General features: G+C 72.7%; 11 protein-coding genes. 6 read left to right on the top strand and 5 right to left on the bottom strand.

Going from position 1 to position 15,718, the window contains the following annotated elements; genetic code table 11:
• Positions 1-25 precede the first annotated feature (25 nt).
• The 5 genes from ABZ490_RS05885 to ABZ490_RS05865 form a co-directional block, all read right to left on the bottom strand.
• Entirely contained in the window at positions 26-1,744 is a 1,719-nt protein-coding gene (locus ABZ490_RS05885) for a hypothetical protein (RefSeq protein ID WP_358984738.1), read from the bottom strand.
• Between the two features lie 2 nt (positions 1,745-1,746).
• The gene (locus tag ABZ490_RS05880) at positions 1,747-2,649 is read right to left on the bottom strand and encodes a carbohydrate ABC transporter permease (RefSeq protein WP_358984735.1); all 903 of its coding nucleotides are present in this window, start codon (positions 2,647-2,649) and stop codon (positions 1,747-1,749) included.
• A complete protein-coding gene (locus ABZ490_RS05875) occupies positions 2,646-3,557 on the bottom strand; it encodes a sugar ABC transporter permease (protein ID WP_358984732.1) in 912 nt (303 codons plus the stop codon). The genes ABZ490_RS05880 and ABZ490_RS05875 overlap by 4 nt, the downstream gene beginning before the upstream one ends.
• Positions 3,558-3,672: 115 nt before the next feature.
• Positions 3,673-5,001 (bottom strand): extracellular solute-binding protein, encoded by a 1,329-nt coding sequence (locus tag ABZ490_RS05870; protein ID WP_358984729.1) that lies wholly within the window; start codon positions 4,999-5,001, stop codon positions 3,673-3,675.
• Between the two features lie 275 nt (positions 5,002-5,276).
• Positions 5,277-6,410 (bottom strand): ROK family protein, encoded by a 1,134-nt coding sequence (locus ABZ490_RS05865; RefSeq protein ID WP_358984726.1) that lies wholly within the window; start codon positions 6,408-6,410, stop codon positions 5,277-5,279.
• Positions 6,411-6,729: 319 nt separating this feature from the next.
• On the opposite strand from ABZ490_RS05865, the gene ABZ490_RS05860 reads away from it, so the two are divergent.
• The 6 genes from ABZ490_RS05860 (at position 6,730) to ABZ490_RS05835 (ending at position 15,708) form a co-directional block, all read left to right on the top strand.
• Positions 6,730-7,638 (top strand): BadF/BadG/BcrA/BcrD ATPase family protein, encoded by a 909-nt coding sequence (locus ABZ490_RS05860; protein ID WP_358984724.1) that lies wholly within the window; start codon positions 6,730-6,732, stop codon positions 7,636-7,638.
• 210 nt (positions 7,639-7,848) lie between these two features.
• Positions 7,849-9,771: a phosphatase PAP2 family protein gene (locus tag ABZ490_RS05855; RefSeq protein ID WP_358984722.1), complete on the top strand. Its 1,923-nt coding sequence runs from the start codon at positions 7,849-7,851 to the stop codon at positions 9,769-9,771.
• Between the two features lie 228 nt (positions 9,772-9,999).
• Positions 10,000-11,532, top strand: a complete 1,533-nt coding sequence (locus ABZ490_RS05850; RefSeq protein WP_358985100.1) for a phospholipid carrier-dependent glycosyltransferase — start codon at positions 10,000-10,002, stop codon at positions 11,530-11,532.
• Positions 11,533-11,630: 98 nt separating this feature from the next.
• On the top strand, positions 11,631-12,554 hold the full coding sequence (locus ABZ490_RS05845) for a MurR/RpiR family transcriptional regulator (RefSeq protein WP_358984719.1): 924 nt from the start codon (positions 11,631-11,633) through the stop codon (positions 12,552-12,554).
• Between the two features lie 321 nt (positions 12,555-12,875).
• Positions 12,876-13,253 carry a hypothetical protein gene (locus ABZ490_RS05840; RefSeq protein WP_358984716.1) on the top strand — a complete coding sequence of 126 codons (378 nt, stop codon included), beginning with the start codon at positions 12,876-12,878 and terminating at the stop codon, positions 13,251-13,253.
• 127 nt (positions 13,254-13,380) lie between these two features.
• A complete protein-coding gene (locus tag ABZ490_RS05835; RefSeq protein ID WP_358985097.1) occupies positions 13,381-15,708 on the top strand; it encodes a SpoIIE family protein phosphatase in 2,328 nt (775 codons plus the stop codon).
• Positions 15,709-15,718: the final 10 nt, after the last annotated feature.

The raw sequence follows: 15,718 nt of genomic DNA, 5'->3' as shown, positions 1-15,718 counted from the left end.
GTGGCCATGGCGTGGTGCGTCGGGGTCACACGACGGGTGCGGGCCGGCGGGCGCGCAGGGCGACGGTCAGGGTGTGCGGGCCGTGGCCGCCGAGGTAGAGGCGGTTCCCGGTCGTCGCGTCGGTGCCGCCCACGACGGTGTGGTCCTGACCCGGGTCGTACCGCAGGACGTCGCTCCGTTCGGGCCCGGCGAGCGGTGCGCCGGCTTCGACCGCGGCCTCGATACGGATCTCGTCGTCACCGGCCCGGTAGGTCACCGGCCCGCTGGTCAGGCACCAGCGCCCGTCGCCGAGCGGTATGGCGCCCTCCGGCGCACCACCGGGCCGGAAGGTCAGTTCGAGGGCCCAGGGCACCGCTGGTCCGCCGATGTCGATCCGCAGGTCGGCGCCGTCCTCCCGCAGGTCCACCTCGACGCGGGTGGTGTGCGCGACCTCGTCCCGGGGCCGGTCGGGGAAGGCCATCGCGGCCGAGAAGCGTCCCTCGTCCGTGATGCGGTAGGCGCCGTCGGGCTGTCGCCGCTCCGGCGGCAGCGGCTGGTAGTAGGCGGCCGTGAGGGTCTCGGTGAGCAGGTACCGGTGGCTGGCGGACGCCTGCATGTCGGCGGCGCGGAACGGGCCCAGGTCGAAGAAGCCCCGGGAGAGGCGGACCGCGTCGAGGACGGCGTCGCCGGCGAACAGGCGCAGGAAGGTGGGGTTGCAGGCGAGGCCGGAGCGGATGCGCCGGTGCGCGGGCACGTCGGAGCCGCCGTGGACGACCGTGTGCGCGGTGGCCGAGGCGTGGGCGGCGAGGCGCGCGGTGCTGAGGTACCGGGCCCGTGGGAGCGTCTCCGCGGCCGGTGGCGGCAGGACGCGGCACAGGTCCGGGGTGAGCAGGGTCTCGGCGAGCAGTCCGGGGTCGTCGATGCCACCGGCCGCCGCGAGCCGCGCCGCCCGGCTGAGGTCGCCGCGGCCGGTGCGGATCGCGAGCAGCCGGTAGTGCGGCAGGTAGGGCGCCAGCGGGAACGGGTGGTGCTGGTCCTGGCGTCGCGAGTGGACGGTCTCCACCGTGCCGTCCGGCCTGATGAGGTCCAGGGTGGCGGTGAGGTTGCGCTCGACGGCGTCCCGCAGGTCGGTGCGGCCGAGGACGTCGGCCAGCAGCAGGAGCGACGGGTTGGAGACGTGGGCCGCGTAATTGGCACTGCGTTCGGAGTACAGGCCCTCTTCGTCGATGTCGACGCCCTCGGCGAGCCACTGCCCGACGCGGGCCACGAGCCGGTCGTCCGGGAAGGACCGGTGCAGCCGGGCCAGTGCCGCGCACAGCTCCCAGCGGTGGTTCGGGGTGTGCACCCCGCCGGTCAGGAGAGCCGGGGAGGCGGCGCCGGCGATCTCGGCGAGCGCGGCAGTGACGTCCCGCAGTTCCGGCCCCGCGCCGGCGGCGAGGACATACGCGTCGCACACGTCGTTGACGGTGAACGCCGAGTCCGGCGGCGACTGCACGTTGTCGCCGCCGGCGAAGAGGCCCGTGCCGGTCTGTGCCGCCCGCAGGGCGCGCAGCTGGGCCGTCGCGGCGGCGACGGCCCGCCCGCTGCCGTGCAGGGCCGAGTCCGGGGAGCGGTACGCCGCGACCAGGGTCTTCACCCGCCGGGCCAGCACGCGGTGGGTGACACCGTCGGGTTCCCCGGCCGGGCCGGCCGCGAGGGGGGCGGCCGACCGGTCGGCGGCGCGGGCGACCGCGCGGACGAACTCGTGGTCGAGCGGGGTGGGCAAGATCAGTCCTTCAGTCCGGCATTGATGTCGGCGCCCATGACATAGCGCTGGAAGACCAGGAAGATGGCGATCAGCGGGATCATGGAGATGACCGAGGCGCCGAGCAGGACCGACCAGTTGATGTTCTGTGCACCGACGATGCTCTGGATGCCGATCTGCACGGTGAACTTGTTGGGGTCGTTGAGCATCAGGAGAGGCCAGATGTAGTCGTTCCACCGCCACTGGAAGGACAGGATGGCCAGGGTCAGCATGATGGGCCGGGAGAGCGGCACCATGATCCGCAGGAAGATCGACAGTTCGCGGGCGCCGTCGATGCGCGCGGCTTCCACCAGTTCGTCGGGGACCGTCAGGAAGAACTGGCGGAACATGAAGCAGCCGGTCGCGGTGAGCACGGCCGGGAGGATGATGCCGGCGAACGAGTTGTAGAGGCCGAGGTTGCGGACCACCAGGAACTCGGGGGCGAGCATGACCTCGGACGGCAGCATCGTGGTGGCCAGGATGCAGAGGAAGAAGGCCTTGAGCCACCTGTTGTCGTACTTGGCCAGCGCGTAGCCGGTGCAGCAGCTGACTCCCACGGTGAGGATCGTCGTGACCACGCACACGAGGGCCGTGTTGATGAAGTACTGCGAGAAGTTGGCGCTGTCCCAGGCCGCCTCGAAACCCGACAGGGTGGGGTTGTGGGGAATCAGTGTCAGCGGGTAGGAGAACAGGTCGCTGGCCGGCTTGAAGGCGCTGAGGACGAACCACAGCACCGGAAAACCGTACAGGCACGCCATGATCCACAGCAGGGTCGTCGCCGACACCGCCTGCCGGAGCCCACCGGTGGCCGCGCCGCGGGGGCGCTTCTTGGAGAGGGATCGTCCGGGGCCCTTGTCGACCGGGCGCGGGATGTCTGTGGTTGTCATCGGTTCTCCACCCGCCGGTTGACGATCAGCTGGATGATCGCGACGGCCATCAGGATGAGCATGAGCACGAACGACGCGGCGCTCGCGTAGCCGATCTGGCCCCGTTTGAAGCCCGTCTCGTAGATGTACTGGACGAGCAGGTTGTTCGAGGTGCCGGGTCCGCCGTTGTTGAGGGCGACGAACACCGGGTATTCCTTCATCGCGTTGATCGTGTTGAGCAGGATGACGATGAACGAGGTGGGCGCGATGCTCGGCAGCGTGATGCTGAAGAACTGGCGCCATGGGCCGGCGCCGTCGAGCGAGGCCGCCTCGTAGTACGACACCGGGACGTTCTTGATCGCCGCGATGAACAGCAGCATCGTGAAACCCGTCCAGGCCCAGGACGCCGCCATCACCACCACGAGCAGCGAGAGATCCGCGTTCGACTGCCACGGGACGGCGCTTCCGCCGAACTTCTCGATGACGTAGTTGACCAGTCCGAAGTTCTCGCCGAACAGCCACCGCCACAGGACACCCACGACGATGGGCGACAGCAGCCAGGGGATGAAGAAGATGACGCGGGCGACCGACCCGCCCTTGGCGTGCTTGCTCACCACCAGGTTGGCGGCGAGCAGCGAGACCACGAAGTTCAGCGGCACGAAGAGCACCGCGTACAGCAGCGTCCGGCTCAGCGCGTCGTAGAAGGTGGAGTCCCCGAACAGGTTGTGGTAGTTGTCCAGTCCGACGAACTGGAACGCCCCCACACCCGTGTAGTTCGTGAACGAGTAGATGAGCCCGATCACCGCCGGCCAGACGAAGAACAGCGAGAAGAGCACGACATTGGCCGCGATGAGGACGAGCGGCGCAAGCGTGTACTTACTGCGTCTCCTGGGCGGGCTCGTGGACACGTCCGAGGCGCGTTTTGTCATCTTCCTGTCTCCGTGCTGGTGGATGGGATCGCGGTGGGCTCAGGTCACGAGCCCGGCATCATGCCGCGGCCAGGGCCGGGCGGCGGGGTCAGGGCCCGCCGCCCGGCCCTGAGGCCTACGATGCGCCGCCGACCTGCTGGTTGTAGCCGGCCACGATGTTCTCCAGAGCCTTCTCCGCAGACTGCTGGCCGTTGATCGCCTTGCCGAGCTCCGTCTTGGTCGGGTCCTCGGTCAGGCTCTTGCCCTTCAGCACCCAGTTCGTCTGCGCGCCGTTGAAGTAGCCGGAGATCGGGGCGTAGAGCGGGATCTCCTCGTTGTACAGCTTGAACGCCGCCTGCGCCGCCTCGGAGGTGAAGGGGTACTCCGGGTTCAGACCGCTCTCGACCGGCAGGAAGCCGGACGTCTCGCACAGGGTCTTGTAGTGGGCCGGCTCGTACAGCCAGGACATGAACTTCTTCGCGGCGGTGGCGCCCTCGGCGTTGTTGTTGAAGCCCACCATCATGCCGCCGCTGTTGACGTCACTGGCCTGGACGGGCTGGGCGGGGGTCGGGACGCTCGCCCACTCGAACTTCTTGATGCTGTCCGCGAAGGAGGCGACCTGCCACACACCGGACCAGTAGGCGACGACGTCACCGCTCTGGAACATGGCCGACGGGTCGGCGCCGCTGGTCCACACCGACTTCGGCATGGTCTTGTCGTCGTTCCATCCGACGAAGGTGTTCACGGCCTTCTTGGTCGCCGCGTCCACCGAGAACTTGCCGGCGGAGTCCGCGTGGACGTACTGGCCGCCCATCTCGTACACCATGGCGCGCAGCCGGGACGGCGACTGGTCGAAGGTCAGGGAGTACTTGGCCTTGGTCTTCTCGCGGACCTTGTTAGCCGCCGCGATGAACTCGTCCCAGGTCCAGGTCTTGCTGGGCGAGGTCGGGAACTCGACGCCGGCCTTCTCGAACAGCGACTTGTTGATGTACAGGCCGGACGCGGTGACGTCCGAGGGGATGGACAGCACCTTCCCGGACGAGTCCTTCGCCAGGAAGTTGGCGTTGATGTTGTTGGTCTTGTTGTTGGCGATGGAGCTGAGGTCGATCAGCTTGCTCGACCAGATCGGGTCCAGCGCCGGCACCGCCGCCACGTCGGGCAGGGAGTTCGCCTGGGCGGCGTTGTGCAGCTTCGTCGGGTACCCGTCGTACGGGATGTTGACGAGCTTGACGTTGACGCCCTCTTCCTTCTTGTACTGCGCCACGAGCTTCTTCCAGCCCGCGTCCTGCCCCGGAACCGTGGAGATCCAGAACGTCAGCGACTTGGCGTTGCCGCCCGACTCGCCGCCGCCTCCGCAGGCGGTGAGCATCAGGGCACCTGCCGTGGCCACGGCAGCGAGGGGAACCAGGCGGCCTATGCCGCCGCGGCCGAGTCGGCGGGAGCGCCGCACACCCACAGTGGTCATCTTCGATCCCTTTTTCGTCGTAGGGGACGGAGCACGGCGCCGATCGATGCGGCACGGGTGCATTTTGCAGGAAATTTCGCTTTCCGGGATCGCGGCCTCGCCCGGCCGCGTCGCCTTGGAGGGAGGGATCCCCGGCCCTGAAGGCCGTCGTCGCACAAGCACGCCCTCGTGCGGCTGCCGTACTTCACGTACGGGCGGGATGGTCAACCCGAGTCGGCGTCCCGGCCGACTTAGAAAGCGCTTGTCCGGACATTGGCAGATCGAGTCGGAGGCCGTCAATCCTTCCCCCCCGCGGCCTCGGTCACGGTTTGGACTCCTCGGCTGACCGCGAGCCGGGCGGCGCCCACGACCGTGCCGAAATCGCCGACCGTGCTGCTGACCACTTCGGTCGGCCAGCTCAGCCGGGCCAGCTCCGCCCGTACGCCGGGCAGCACCTGCGGGTCCGCGCCGGTGCTGCCGCCCAGCACGATCAGCCCGGGGTCGAGGACGGCGGTCACGGCGGCCGCGAGCCGCCCCACGTCGGCGGCATGGCGGTCGACGAGGGCACGGGCCGTGGCCCGGCCCTCCCCCGCGAGGGCGAAGAGCCGGTCCGTGGTGCGCGGGCAGGGCCCGTCCCGGTCCGCCCAGGCCTCCTTGGCGCGGCGCAGCAGCGAGCGGGCCCCGATGTACTCCTCCAGGGCCTCCCGGCGCGGCTCACGGCCGTCGTCCCAGGGATAGGGCAGCCGGGCGAGCTCACCGGCGGCGCCGTTCGAGCCGCGCAGCACCTGGCCGCCGACGACGATGCCGAGACCGATACCGACGCCGATCCGCAGATAGCCGAAGGTGTGCCGGCCGCGGGCGGCGCCCTCGTGCAGCTCGGCGAGCGCGGCGCAGTTGACGTTGTTCTCCAGGTGCACGGGGACGCCCGGCGGCAGCGCCACGGCCATCGCGTCGAAGACCGGGCCCGCCTTGGCGGTGGCCGGGCGCATCCCGCTGCCCTGGAGGTCCCGTGCGGTGACGTCACCGACGGCGACCACGATCGAGCGCAGCGGGGCGCCCGCGGGCAGTGCGGAGAGCGCCTCCCGTACGGCGTGCGCGGCGTCCTTGCGGGGGGCGGTGGCCTCGGCGAGCAGGGTGCCGTCCAGGGCGCAGCCCCTGACCCGGGTGTGCGCCGGGCCGAGGTCGACGGCCAGGACGGCGCCGGCGACGGGGCCGAGGCGGTAAACGGCGGCGGAGCGGCCGGTGCCGCTGGAGGCGGTGCCGGAGTGCGCGGCGAGCCGGGCGCCCTCCAGTTCCGCCACGGCGGAGGAGACCGTCGGCTTGGAGAGCCCCGCCAGGCTGGCGAGCTGCGGCCGGGTGGCCCTGCTCGCCTGGGCCAGCACGGCGAAGACCGCGCTGGCGCTCTCGGTCAGGCGGGGGGCTTCCGCCACGTCGTGTTCCACAGTTTCCCCCACACGGGTACCGGGCCGCGCACCCGGCCGATCGGTTCGGCGGACTGCGGCGAAAGGATGCGACGACGGCGCGCGTTCCCGCCCCGTGACGGCCCGGGAGGGTCCGCCGAGGTCGAGTGCGCGACTTCTCTTGACGCACTGTACTTCGTTAGTTAACTTCCTAACGAACTTCACGGTACTCGCCTGCCGTGCTCACCAGAAGCCCGTCCCGGGGCTTCCCTAGTTCACCAGAAACAGCAATTCCGCAGGTCACGGTTCGCCCACCGTCGCAGCTCGATGCAACGACGAAAGAGGATCCGTGCAGGACTCTCCCCCTTCGTGCCCCCTCGCGGTCGGTGTCGACGTGGGCGGTACCAAGACGCATCTCCGCGCGATGGCGGGTGATGACGTCGTGGCCGACCGGGTCGTCCCCAGCAGCGGCTGGCGGCCGCACGACATCGCGGCCGCCGCCCGCTGGCTGGCCCGGCTCGTCCACGAGTCGCTGCCTCCGGGCGCGCGCCCCGCCGCGCTCGCCGTGGGGGCGCATGCCTGCGAGACCCCCCGGCAGTGCGCGCAGATCCGCGCCGCCGTTCAGGAACTTCTCGGCGTCCCCGCGCACATCGTGGGCGACGCCGAGCTTCTCGTGCCCGCCGCGGGACTGGACAAGGGGGCCGGCCTGGTGGCCGGCACCGGTTCGGTCGCGGTGGGCCTGCTGCCCGACGGCACCCCCGTCCAGGTGGGCGGCTGGGGCGCGGTCCTCGGCGACGAGGGCGGCGCCGCCGGACTGGTCCGCGAGGCGGCCCGGGCCGTATGGGCCGCCCATGACCGCGGTGAGGAGCCGGACGCGCTCGCGACCGGACTCGTCGCCGCGTTCGGCGTGCCCGAGGTGCCCGCGCTCGGCGCCGCGCTGGAGGGCGCCCAGAGCGCCTCCGCCGACTGGGGCCGGCACTCCCCCGTGGTCTTCGCGGCCGCCGACGCCGGCTCCGCGCTCGCCCGCGGCGTGATCGCCGAGGGGGGCGGGGCGCTCGCCGCGCTCGTCGCCCGGCTCGCCGCGCGCGGGGTCCCGGTCGACGACGTGGTGGTGGCGGGCGGCACGATCCTGCACCAGCCCGCGCTCTTCGAGGCGTTCACCGCCGCGCTGCGGGCCGCCGTGCCGGGCGCGCGCGCCCGGCCGCTGACCGGGCCGCCGGTCCTGGGCGCGGTGGCGCTGGCGCGGGCGCTCCTGTGAGAAACCGTGCTCCTGTGAGAAACCGCTCTCACGTTCACCCGCAGGACATGTACCGGTCGCCGGGCCCTCGCGGAAGCGACACAGCCCGGCCGTAGATCTTCGCTCGTACGCGTCATCCGGCTCAGGAGTCGTCACCAGGCCCACGAGCCGCACGTGATCACATCTCTTCCCTCTGGCCCCCTGGCCGAAGAACTCAAGAGAGGCACACCCATGCCGTCACCCGCCGGGCTCAACGCACCCTCGGCCGTGAACAGAAGGCGCTTTCTGAAGGTCTCCTTCGGCGGCTCCGCGGCCCTGGTCGCCGCGCCGACGCTGGTCTCCTGGCTCGGCGCCGCCGACGCCAAGGCCGCCACGAGCCCGCTCCCGTTCGTCGACGACTACAAGACGAACGTCCTGACGAACCTCACGCCCGAGACCAACGCCGTGGTGCGGGTCCTCGGCGGCTTCGCCCAGGTGTGGAAGACCGGCTCGGCCTGGAACACCGGCACCCCGCTGCGGCCCGAGATCCTGCGCGCCAACATGGGCTACTGCGCCGCGCTCACCGGCGCGCGCACCGAGGCGCAGGGCAAGGAGGCGTTCGTCTACGACCGCCAGCACCAGAGCTACGCGATGATCGCGGGCCTGGGCACCCTGGCCGACCTGTACAAGGCCGGCGCCAAGGCCGTCACCTCGATCACCAGCGCCCCGGACACCACGCCCGCGACCACGGTCAGCGACGCGGTGCCCGCCGGCGCGCCCGCCGGTTCCGCGCTGGGCGCCGGTTCGTACACCTCCGACCTCGGCCAGGTCGCCAAGCTCGTCGACACCGTGCGCGGCCCGTACGCCTCCGGCAACCCGGGCAAGTACGCCTTCCAGTACCCGCGGCCGTGGCGCATGAACGAGAACAGCGAGGTCGTCGACACCGGGAAGACCGACGCGCTCGGCTACCCGGTCTACGACTCGAAGGTGATCGTCGTCCCCCAGCTGCTGCGCCAGCGCGGCACCTCGCCGACCGACGACGGCGGCTTCCCGAGCGGCCACACCAACGCCTTCCACCTGGCGGCCCTGGCGTTCGCGTACGCCGTGCCCGAGCGGTTCCAGGAGCTGGTGACCCGCGCCCTGGAGCTCAGCCACACCCGGATCATGTCCGGCATGCACTCCACGGTCGACGTCATGGGCGGCCGCATCATGGCCACCGCGCTCGCCGCGGCGACCCTCGCCGACCCGGCCAACGCCGACCTGAAGGCCGCCGCCCGCGCCCAGGCGCTCGCCTACTTCACCGCGCAGACCGGGACGACGGCCGACACGCTGTTCGCCTACGCGCACGCGGACGCCGCCGACCCGTACGCCGACCGGGACGCCAACCGGCGGGCCGCCGAGCCGCGGCTGACGTACATCCTGGAGCGCCAGGGCCGCAAGGAGCCGCTGACCGTGCCCAAGGGCGCCGAGGTGCTGCTGGAGACCCGCCAGCCGTACCTGACCGCCGAGCAGCGCCGCGAGGTGCTGCGCACCACCGCGCTGCCCTCGGGGTACGTGCTGCTGGACGGCTTCGAGCAGTGGGGCCGGCTGAACCTGTTCGCCGCCGCCGACGGCTACGGCTCCCTCGACTCCGCCGTGACGGTCACCCTGGACGCGGCGAAGGGCGGCTTCCACGCGGCCGACGCCTGGCGCAACGCCATCGAGGGCGACGGCTCGCTGACCAAGCGGGGCTCCGGCACGCTCACCCTGACCGGCCACAACCGCTACCACGGCGGCACGGTCGTGGAGGAGGGCACCCTCGTCGCCGGCCACGCCAACGCGCTGGGCCAGGGCGACGTCCGGCTCACCGGCGGCACGCTCCGCGCCGGGCAGCCCGTGCGGGTGCGCGGCACCTGGACGCAGGCGAAGGGCGCGACGCTGGAGCTGGAGCTGGAGCTGCGCCACGGCCACGGCGCCGCGCTCACCGTGTCGGGCCGGGTGACCCTCGGCCAGGGCTCGGTGCTGTCGCTGCGCCTGGACGACAAGCAGCCCGCCCGCTCCGGGGACGTCGTCCCGGTGATCGACACCTGCGCGCTGCGCGGCCAGTTCGACAAGGTGGAGCTGAACTCCGCCACGCTGCGCGCCGTACCTGTGTACACGGCGGACGGTCTGTCGGTACGACTCCTGAAGCGGTAACGCCCCTGACGGCGGGAGCTGGTGCAGAGTGGCCCTGTGGCCACCGCGGACCGCTCCCGCCGAAGCCCCGCGGGTGACACCGCGGGGCACACGATGAAGCACATCCAGCGGACGGACACGGTCCCGCGACCGGTCACCGGTACGGCGGCGGTACGCCCGCGCCCCTCCTCCCCGGTACGCGGCAGACCCTGGCTCGTGCCGCTGCTCGTGGGCCTCCTCCTCGCCCAGATGGCCGCGGCGATGGTGACGACGGCCGTGCAGCAGACGCCGACCATCGACGAGCCGGTCTATGTGGCCACCGCCGCCGACTATCTGCACGAGCACCGGATCCGGTACAACGCGGAGCACCCGCCCCTGGGCAAGCTGGTCGTGGCGGCCGGTGTGGCGCTCGCCGACCCGCACGTGGACCCGCACTTCTCCGGCGACCAGACCGACGCGGGCCGGCACCTGCTCTACGCGTCGGGCAACGACCCCTGGCGGCTGATGTTGTGGGCGCGCCTGCCCGTGATCGTCCTGACGCTGCTGTTCGGGCTCGTGGTGTTCGCCTTCGCCCGTGATCTCGCCGGGCCCGTCCCCGCCCTGGCCGCGCTCGCCCTGTACGCCTTCTCCCCCGATGTGATCGCGCACGGCTCGCTGGCGACGCTGGACGTCCCGGCGGCCGGTTTCCTGCTGACCTCGGCCTGGCTGCTGTGGCGGGCCCGCCGCACCGGACGGGCCCGGCGGTACCTGCCGCTCGCCGGGGCCGCGCTCGGTGCCGCCCTCGCCACGAAGATGAGCGCGCTGCCCGCCGTACCGGTGTACATGGCCCTGGCGGTCTGGTCGGTGGGGCCGCGGCGGGTACGCCGGGCCGTGGCCGCGGCGGCCGTGGTGGCGGTGACCGCGGTGACCGTCGTCTGGCTGACCTATCTCGTGGTGGACCCCCGGCTGCGCTGGGATCCCCGGCAGACCCATGTCCCCGTGGTGCACGGGCTGCGCGGGCTGCTGGTGCGGCTGCTGCCCCTGCCGGAGGCGTACCGGGACGGCATGCGGATGCAGTTCGGGCTGGAGAACCAGACCTGGGCGGGGTTCCTGTTCGGGCACGCGTACTCCGGGTCGCGCTGGTACTACCTGCCGGTCGCGCTGGTGGTGAAGACCCCGCTCGGCATGCTCGCGCTGTGGGCGGCGGGCGCGGCCGCCCTGGTGGCGGTACGGCGGCTGCGGCCCGCGGCGCCGTACGTCCTGGTCCCCGCGGCGGTCCTGCTCGCCTCGGCGATGACCGGGTCGCGCAACTTCGGCACCCGGTACGCGGTGTTCCTGCCGATGTTCCTGGCGGTGGCCGGCGGCTGCGTCCTGGCGGTGCGGTGGCGGTGGCGGCGGGTGGCGACCTGGACGCTGGTGGCGTTCGTCGCCGTCAGCTCGCTGCGGACGTTCCCCTACTACCTGCCGTACTCCAACGAGGCGTTCGGCGGGCCCGCGAAGACGCATCTGCGGCTGCACGACTCCAACGTGGACTGGGGCCAGGACCTCGGCCGGCTCGCGGACCGGCTGCACGGACGGTACGCGGGCGAACGGGTCTGGCTCGTCTACAAGGGCAGCGGTGTGCCCTCGTTCTACGGCATCCACGCGTCCGACCCCCGGCACGCCCCGCTGCGCAAGGTGCACGGGGTGATGGCCGTGTCGGACTCGGCGGCGGCCCGGGCCAAGGGTCCGCTCGCCCGGCTGATCCGGTCCAGCCACGAGGTGGACGAGGTCGGTCACTCGATCACGATTTACCAGCGGTGACGGCCCGCGGGGTGTGCGACGGGCGGGGCCTCGGGCACGCTGTCCCGCACGCTCCGTGAGCTATGTTGAGCTGCGTGGGAGACAAAGGAGGCGCACCGGTGCCATCGCCGCAACAGGCACGCGCACAGGCATCAGCGATCACCTCGGGCAAGACGGATCCCGAAGCGGAGGTGTCCCCGACCTCCCGGCTCCGGGCCCTCTTCGACGGGCCTCATCTGTCACCCGGACAACGGCGCATCGCCCAGTATCTGATCGAGCACATCACCGAGGCGGCGTTCCTGTCGATCACCGACCTCGCCGACCGGGTGGGGGTCAGCCAGCCCTCGGTGACCCGGTTCGCCGCGGCGGTCGGCTTCAGCGGCTACCCGGCGCTGCGCGAGCGGCTCCAGTCGATCGCGCTAGGCACCCTGGCCGGCGGGCCCGCCCCGGACGAGGCGAACCGCAGCAACGAGCTCCAGGCCGCGGTCGACGCGGAGATCGAGAACCTGGAGAACCTGCGGCGGGACCTGTCCGACCCGGACCGGGTGATCGAGATCGGACGGGCGCTGTCGCAGTCGACGCCGCTGACCATCCTGGGCCTGCGGATCTCGGCCTCGCTCGCCGAGTACTTCGCCTACGCCGCGCGCCGGGTCCATCCCGACGTCCGGCTGGTGACCCGGGGCGGCAGCGTCGCCTACGACGCGCTGCTGCAGTCCCGGGAGGCGGGCGGGACGTGGGTGCTGGCGTTCTCGATGCCCCGGCACGCGCAGGAGACGCTGACGGCGGTACGGGTCGCGCGCAGCGCCGGGCTGAAGGTCGCGCTGATCACCGATCTGGCCCTCGGCCCGGTCGCCGACGAGGCCGACGTCACCTTCGCCAGCGGCACCGGCTCCCGGCTGGTGTTCGACTCCTACGCCGCCCCCGGGGTGATGGCCGCCGCGCTGCTCCAGGCCATGACCGACGCGGGCCCGGAGCGCACCCAGGCGCGGCTGGAGGAGTACGAGCAGATCGCCGAGCAGCATCAGTTCTTCCTGCGCGAGTGAAGCGGCCGCCCCCAGTCGTCTCCGGCCACCCCCCTCCTCCGTAAAAGGGCACAGGGATCATTGCGGGCACATCGCACATGAATGTTTTCATACTCCTTGCAAACCCGTCGGTATATATAAATACTGCTCACGGCCGCACCCGCCCGCTCAGGGCTCCTGTACGGGCACCCGAAGCCGTCGTCCCTACCCACGTCGGCGCCCAGGGTGCTCGGGGCGCCGCTCGCGCGAGCGCCCGTGGCGGCCCCGGTCATCCCCTGGACCGGGGCCGCCCCACACCCGTCGGACCACCCGTCCCGACGCCGCACACCCGGAAGCGATGACATGACACTGACGACGACGCAGCGCATCAGCCCGGACTGGCCGTGCCAGGTCAAGACCCCCGGCAGCTACGACTGGGAGCGCTCGGCCGCGAAGTGGCTGCGGGAACTGGTGCCCGCCCGGTACGCGAGCTACCCGCTCATGCTGCGTCAGCCGGTGCTGCTCGGCCGTCATGCCCAGATCCAGGTCCAGCAGGAGATCCGGGTCGCCCGCACCGCCCTGCAGACCGCGCGCGCCGACCTGCCCCGGCTGGGCATGCCCGAGTCGGTCATCGAGCACACCATCAAGCTGTACGCCGCCGAACTCCTGCAGCTCCAGCACATCGCCCGCAGCGTCCGCTGTGTGACCCAGGCCCTGATCGAGTCCCACGCGGGCCGCTGAGCGTCGCGCTCGCCGCAGCGTCCCCCGGCATCGGCGCAAGGCCCTGATCGCCGCCGCACACCTGTGCCATGCTCGATGCGTGACGAGCGAATCCGCGCTGCCCCCGGGGTCCGGCGAGGCGCCCGACATGGCCGCCCTGACCCGGGTCGTGGCACGTCAGCGCGCGGAGATGGACCGCCTCCAGGAGCTGGCCGCCACCGCGGCCGTACGGGAGCGGGCCAAGGGCGCGGTCATGGCGCGGCTCGGCTGCTCCCCCGACGCGGCCCAGGAGGAACTCCAGCGACGGGCGAAGGCCGCCCGGCGGACCCTGCTGGAGGAGTGCTGGCTCACCCTCGGCTCGCTGGCCCCGCCCGCCGCCGAACCCCGCCCCGCCGCAGCCGGCACCACCGCCGAGGAGGAACCGCCCCCCGCCCCCGACGAGCCCGGCTCCCCGGCCCTGGCCCGGCTCGCCCGCGCCCTCGTGCGGGTCGGCACCCCGCAGGACCTGGCCCGCTGTCTGCTCGACCGGCTCGCCGCCGACCTCGCCGCCGACGCCGTCATGCTCTACGCCCGGCTGCCCTCCGGCGGCCTGGAACTGGTCGGGCACGCGGGGATCGACGACACGCTCGCCCTTCAGTGGGGCCGGGTGCCGCCGCTGGCCGGGATCGCCGCGCTGGACGCCCTGAACGCCGACGAGGCCCGCTGGCTGGAGGACCCGGCGGCGGACCACGAGCGGTATCTGCTGATCGGGGACCCGGCCCGGCAGTGGGGCTCACGCGCCTGGCTGCCGGTGGGCCCCGGGAAGCCGGCCGAGGTCGCGCTCGGCGTGCTGCGCCACCGCACGGGTCCGTTCCCGGCCGCCGAACGCGCGCACCTGCTGTCCGTCGCCCGGCTGTGCGCGGGACCGCTGCACACGTTCGGGGTGCGGCGGGAGCCCGCCGTCGGCGCCGCCGCGGACGCCGTGCAGACGGTGTTCGACCGGCTGCCGGTCGCCGCGGTGCTGCTCGCCCCGGTGCGCGGACCCTCGGGCGCCGTCGAGGACTTCCGGATCGAGGCCGTCGCCGCCGGGACCTCCGACGCCGTCGGCCGCGCCGGCCGCGACCTGCTGGGCCTGCGCTTCCTGGAGTGCTGGCCCACGGCCGTGGACGAGCCGCTGTGGCAGGGGTGCCTGAAGGCGCTGGCGGGCGAGGAGCCGTACGAGAGCGAGCCGTTCGCCCGGCAGCAGAGCGTCGCCGGGGTCAGCGAGCTGGCCACCTACGCGGCGCGGGTGGCACGGCTGGGCGACGGACTGGTCGTCAGCTGGGTGCGGCACGACCCCTCGGACCGCCAGGAGCAGCGGCTGGCGGACGTGCAGCGGCTGGGCCGGCTCGGCTGGGCCACCTGGAACCTGGCCACCGGCGAGGGCAACTGGTCCGCCCAGGTCTACGCCCTCCTCGACCGCGACCCGGCGCACGGGCCCGTCCCGCTCACCCGGTTGCCCGGCTTCGCCCTGCCCGAGGACGTGCCCGCGCCGGCCCGTGCCGTCGGCGAGCTGGTCCGCGAGGGGCGGCCGTGCGACGTGCCGTTCCGGGTCGCCGCCCGGGACGGCGTCCGCCATCTGCGGCTGGTCGCCGAGGCGGTGACGGACGCCGACGGCACCCCCGTGGAGGCGCACGGTTTCCTCCAGGACGTCAGCGCCCAGCGCAGCGCCGAACTCGCCCTGCTCGCCAGCGAACGCGCGATGCTCACCCAGCAGGGCGTGCTGACGGCCGAGCGCACGGTCGCGGCCCGGCTCCAGGACGCGCTGCTGCCGCTGCCGCGGCAGCCCGTGCGGCTGGCCGGGCTGCGCGTCGACATCGCCTACCTGCCCGCCCAGTCGGGGCTCAACGTGGGCGGCGACTGGTTCAGCGCCATCGAACTGCCGGACGGCGACGCCCTGTTCGTGGTGGGTGACGTCACCGGACACGGCCTTGACGCCGTCGCCTCGATGGCGCTGCTGCGATTCACCGCCAAGGGCATGATCATCACCGGCTCCTCGCTGACCGGCGCGCTCGCCCGCCTCAACGCGCTGCTGCTGCACTCCCGGGACCCGCACGGCACGGCCACCCTGGTGCTGGCCCGCTACCACCCGGACGGGCGACGGCTGGCGTGGGCCCAGGCCGGGCATCCCCCGCCGCTGCTGCTGCGCTCCGGCGAGGCCCGCTACCTGGAACGGCCGCACGGCATGCTGCTCGGCGCCCGCGACACCCCGCGCTACGCGGAGGCCGAGTGCCGGCTCGCCCCGGGCGACCGGCTGGTGCTGTACACCGACGGCCTGGTGGAACGACCCGGGGAGAGCATCGACCGGGGCCTGGAACGACTCGCCCGCGCCGCGTCGGCCCCCCACCCGGGCGGCCCCGTACCCCTGGAGCGCCTGCTCGGCTCCCTGCCGGAGCCGGAGGGCCGGGACGACGTGTGCGTGGTGGACATCCAGGTGCCGCTGGACACGGAGGACTGACCCGCCGCAG

The sequence above is a fragment of the Streptomyces sp. NPDC005811 genome (genome assembly GCF_040630405.1).
Taxonomy (GTDB): Bacteria; Actinomycetota; Actinomycetes; order Streptomycetales; family Streptomycetaceae; genus Streptomyces.
This window is presented reverse-complemented; position numbering and strand designations above follow the sequence as displayed.

Bases quoted from the DNA above. Each gene is read 5' to 3' on its own strand.
- ABZ490_RS05880 (WP_358984735.1), bottom strand. From the start codon at position 2,649: ATGACAACCACAGACATCCCGCGCCCGGTCGACAAGGGCCCCGGACGA.
- ABZ490_RS05875 (WP_358984732.1), bottom strand. From the start codon at position 3,557: ATGACAAAACGCGCCTCGGACGTGTCCACGAGCCCGCCCAGGAGACGC.
- ABZ490_RS05870 (WP_358984729.1), bottom strand. From the start codon at position 5,001: ATGACCACTGTGGGTGTGCGGCGCTCCCGCCGACTCGGCCGCGGCGGC.
- ABZ490_RS05855 (WP_358984722.1), top strand. From the start codon at position 7,849: ATGCCGTCACCCGCCGGGCTCAACGCACCCTCGGCCGTGAACAGAAGG.
- ABZ490_RS05850 (WP_358985100.1), top strand. From the start codon at position 10,000: ATGGCCGCGGCGATGGTGACGACGGCCGTGCAGCAGACGCCGACCATC.
- ABZ490_RS05840 (WP_358984716.1), top strand. From the start codon at position 12,876: ATGACACTGACGACGACGCAGCGCATCAGCCCGGACTGGCCGTGCCAG.
- ABZ490_RS05835 (WP_358985097.1), top strand. From the start codon at position 13,381: ATGGCCGCCCTGACCCGGGTCGTGGCACGTCAGCGCGCGGAGATGGAC.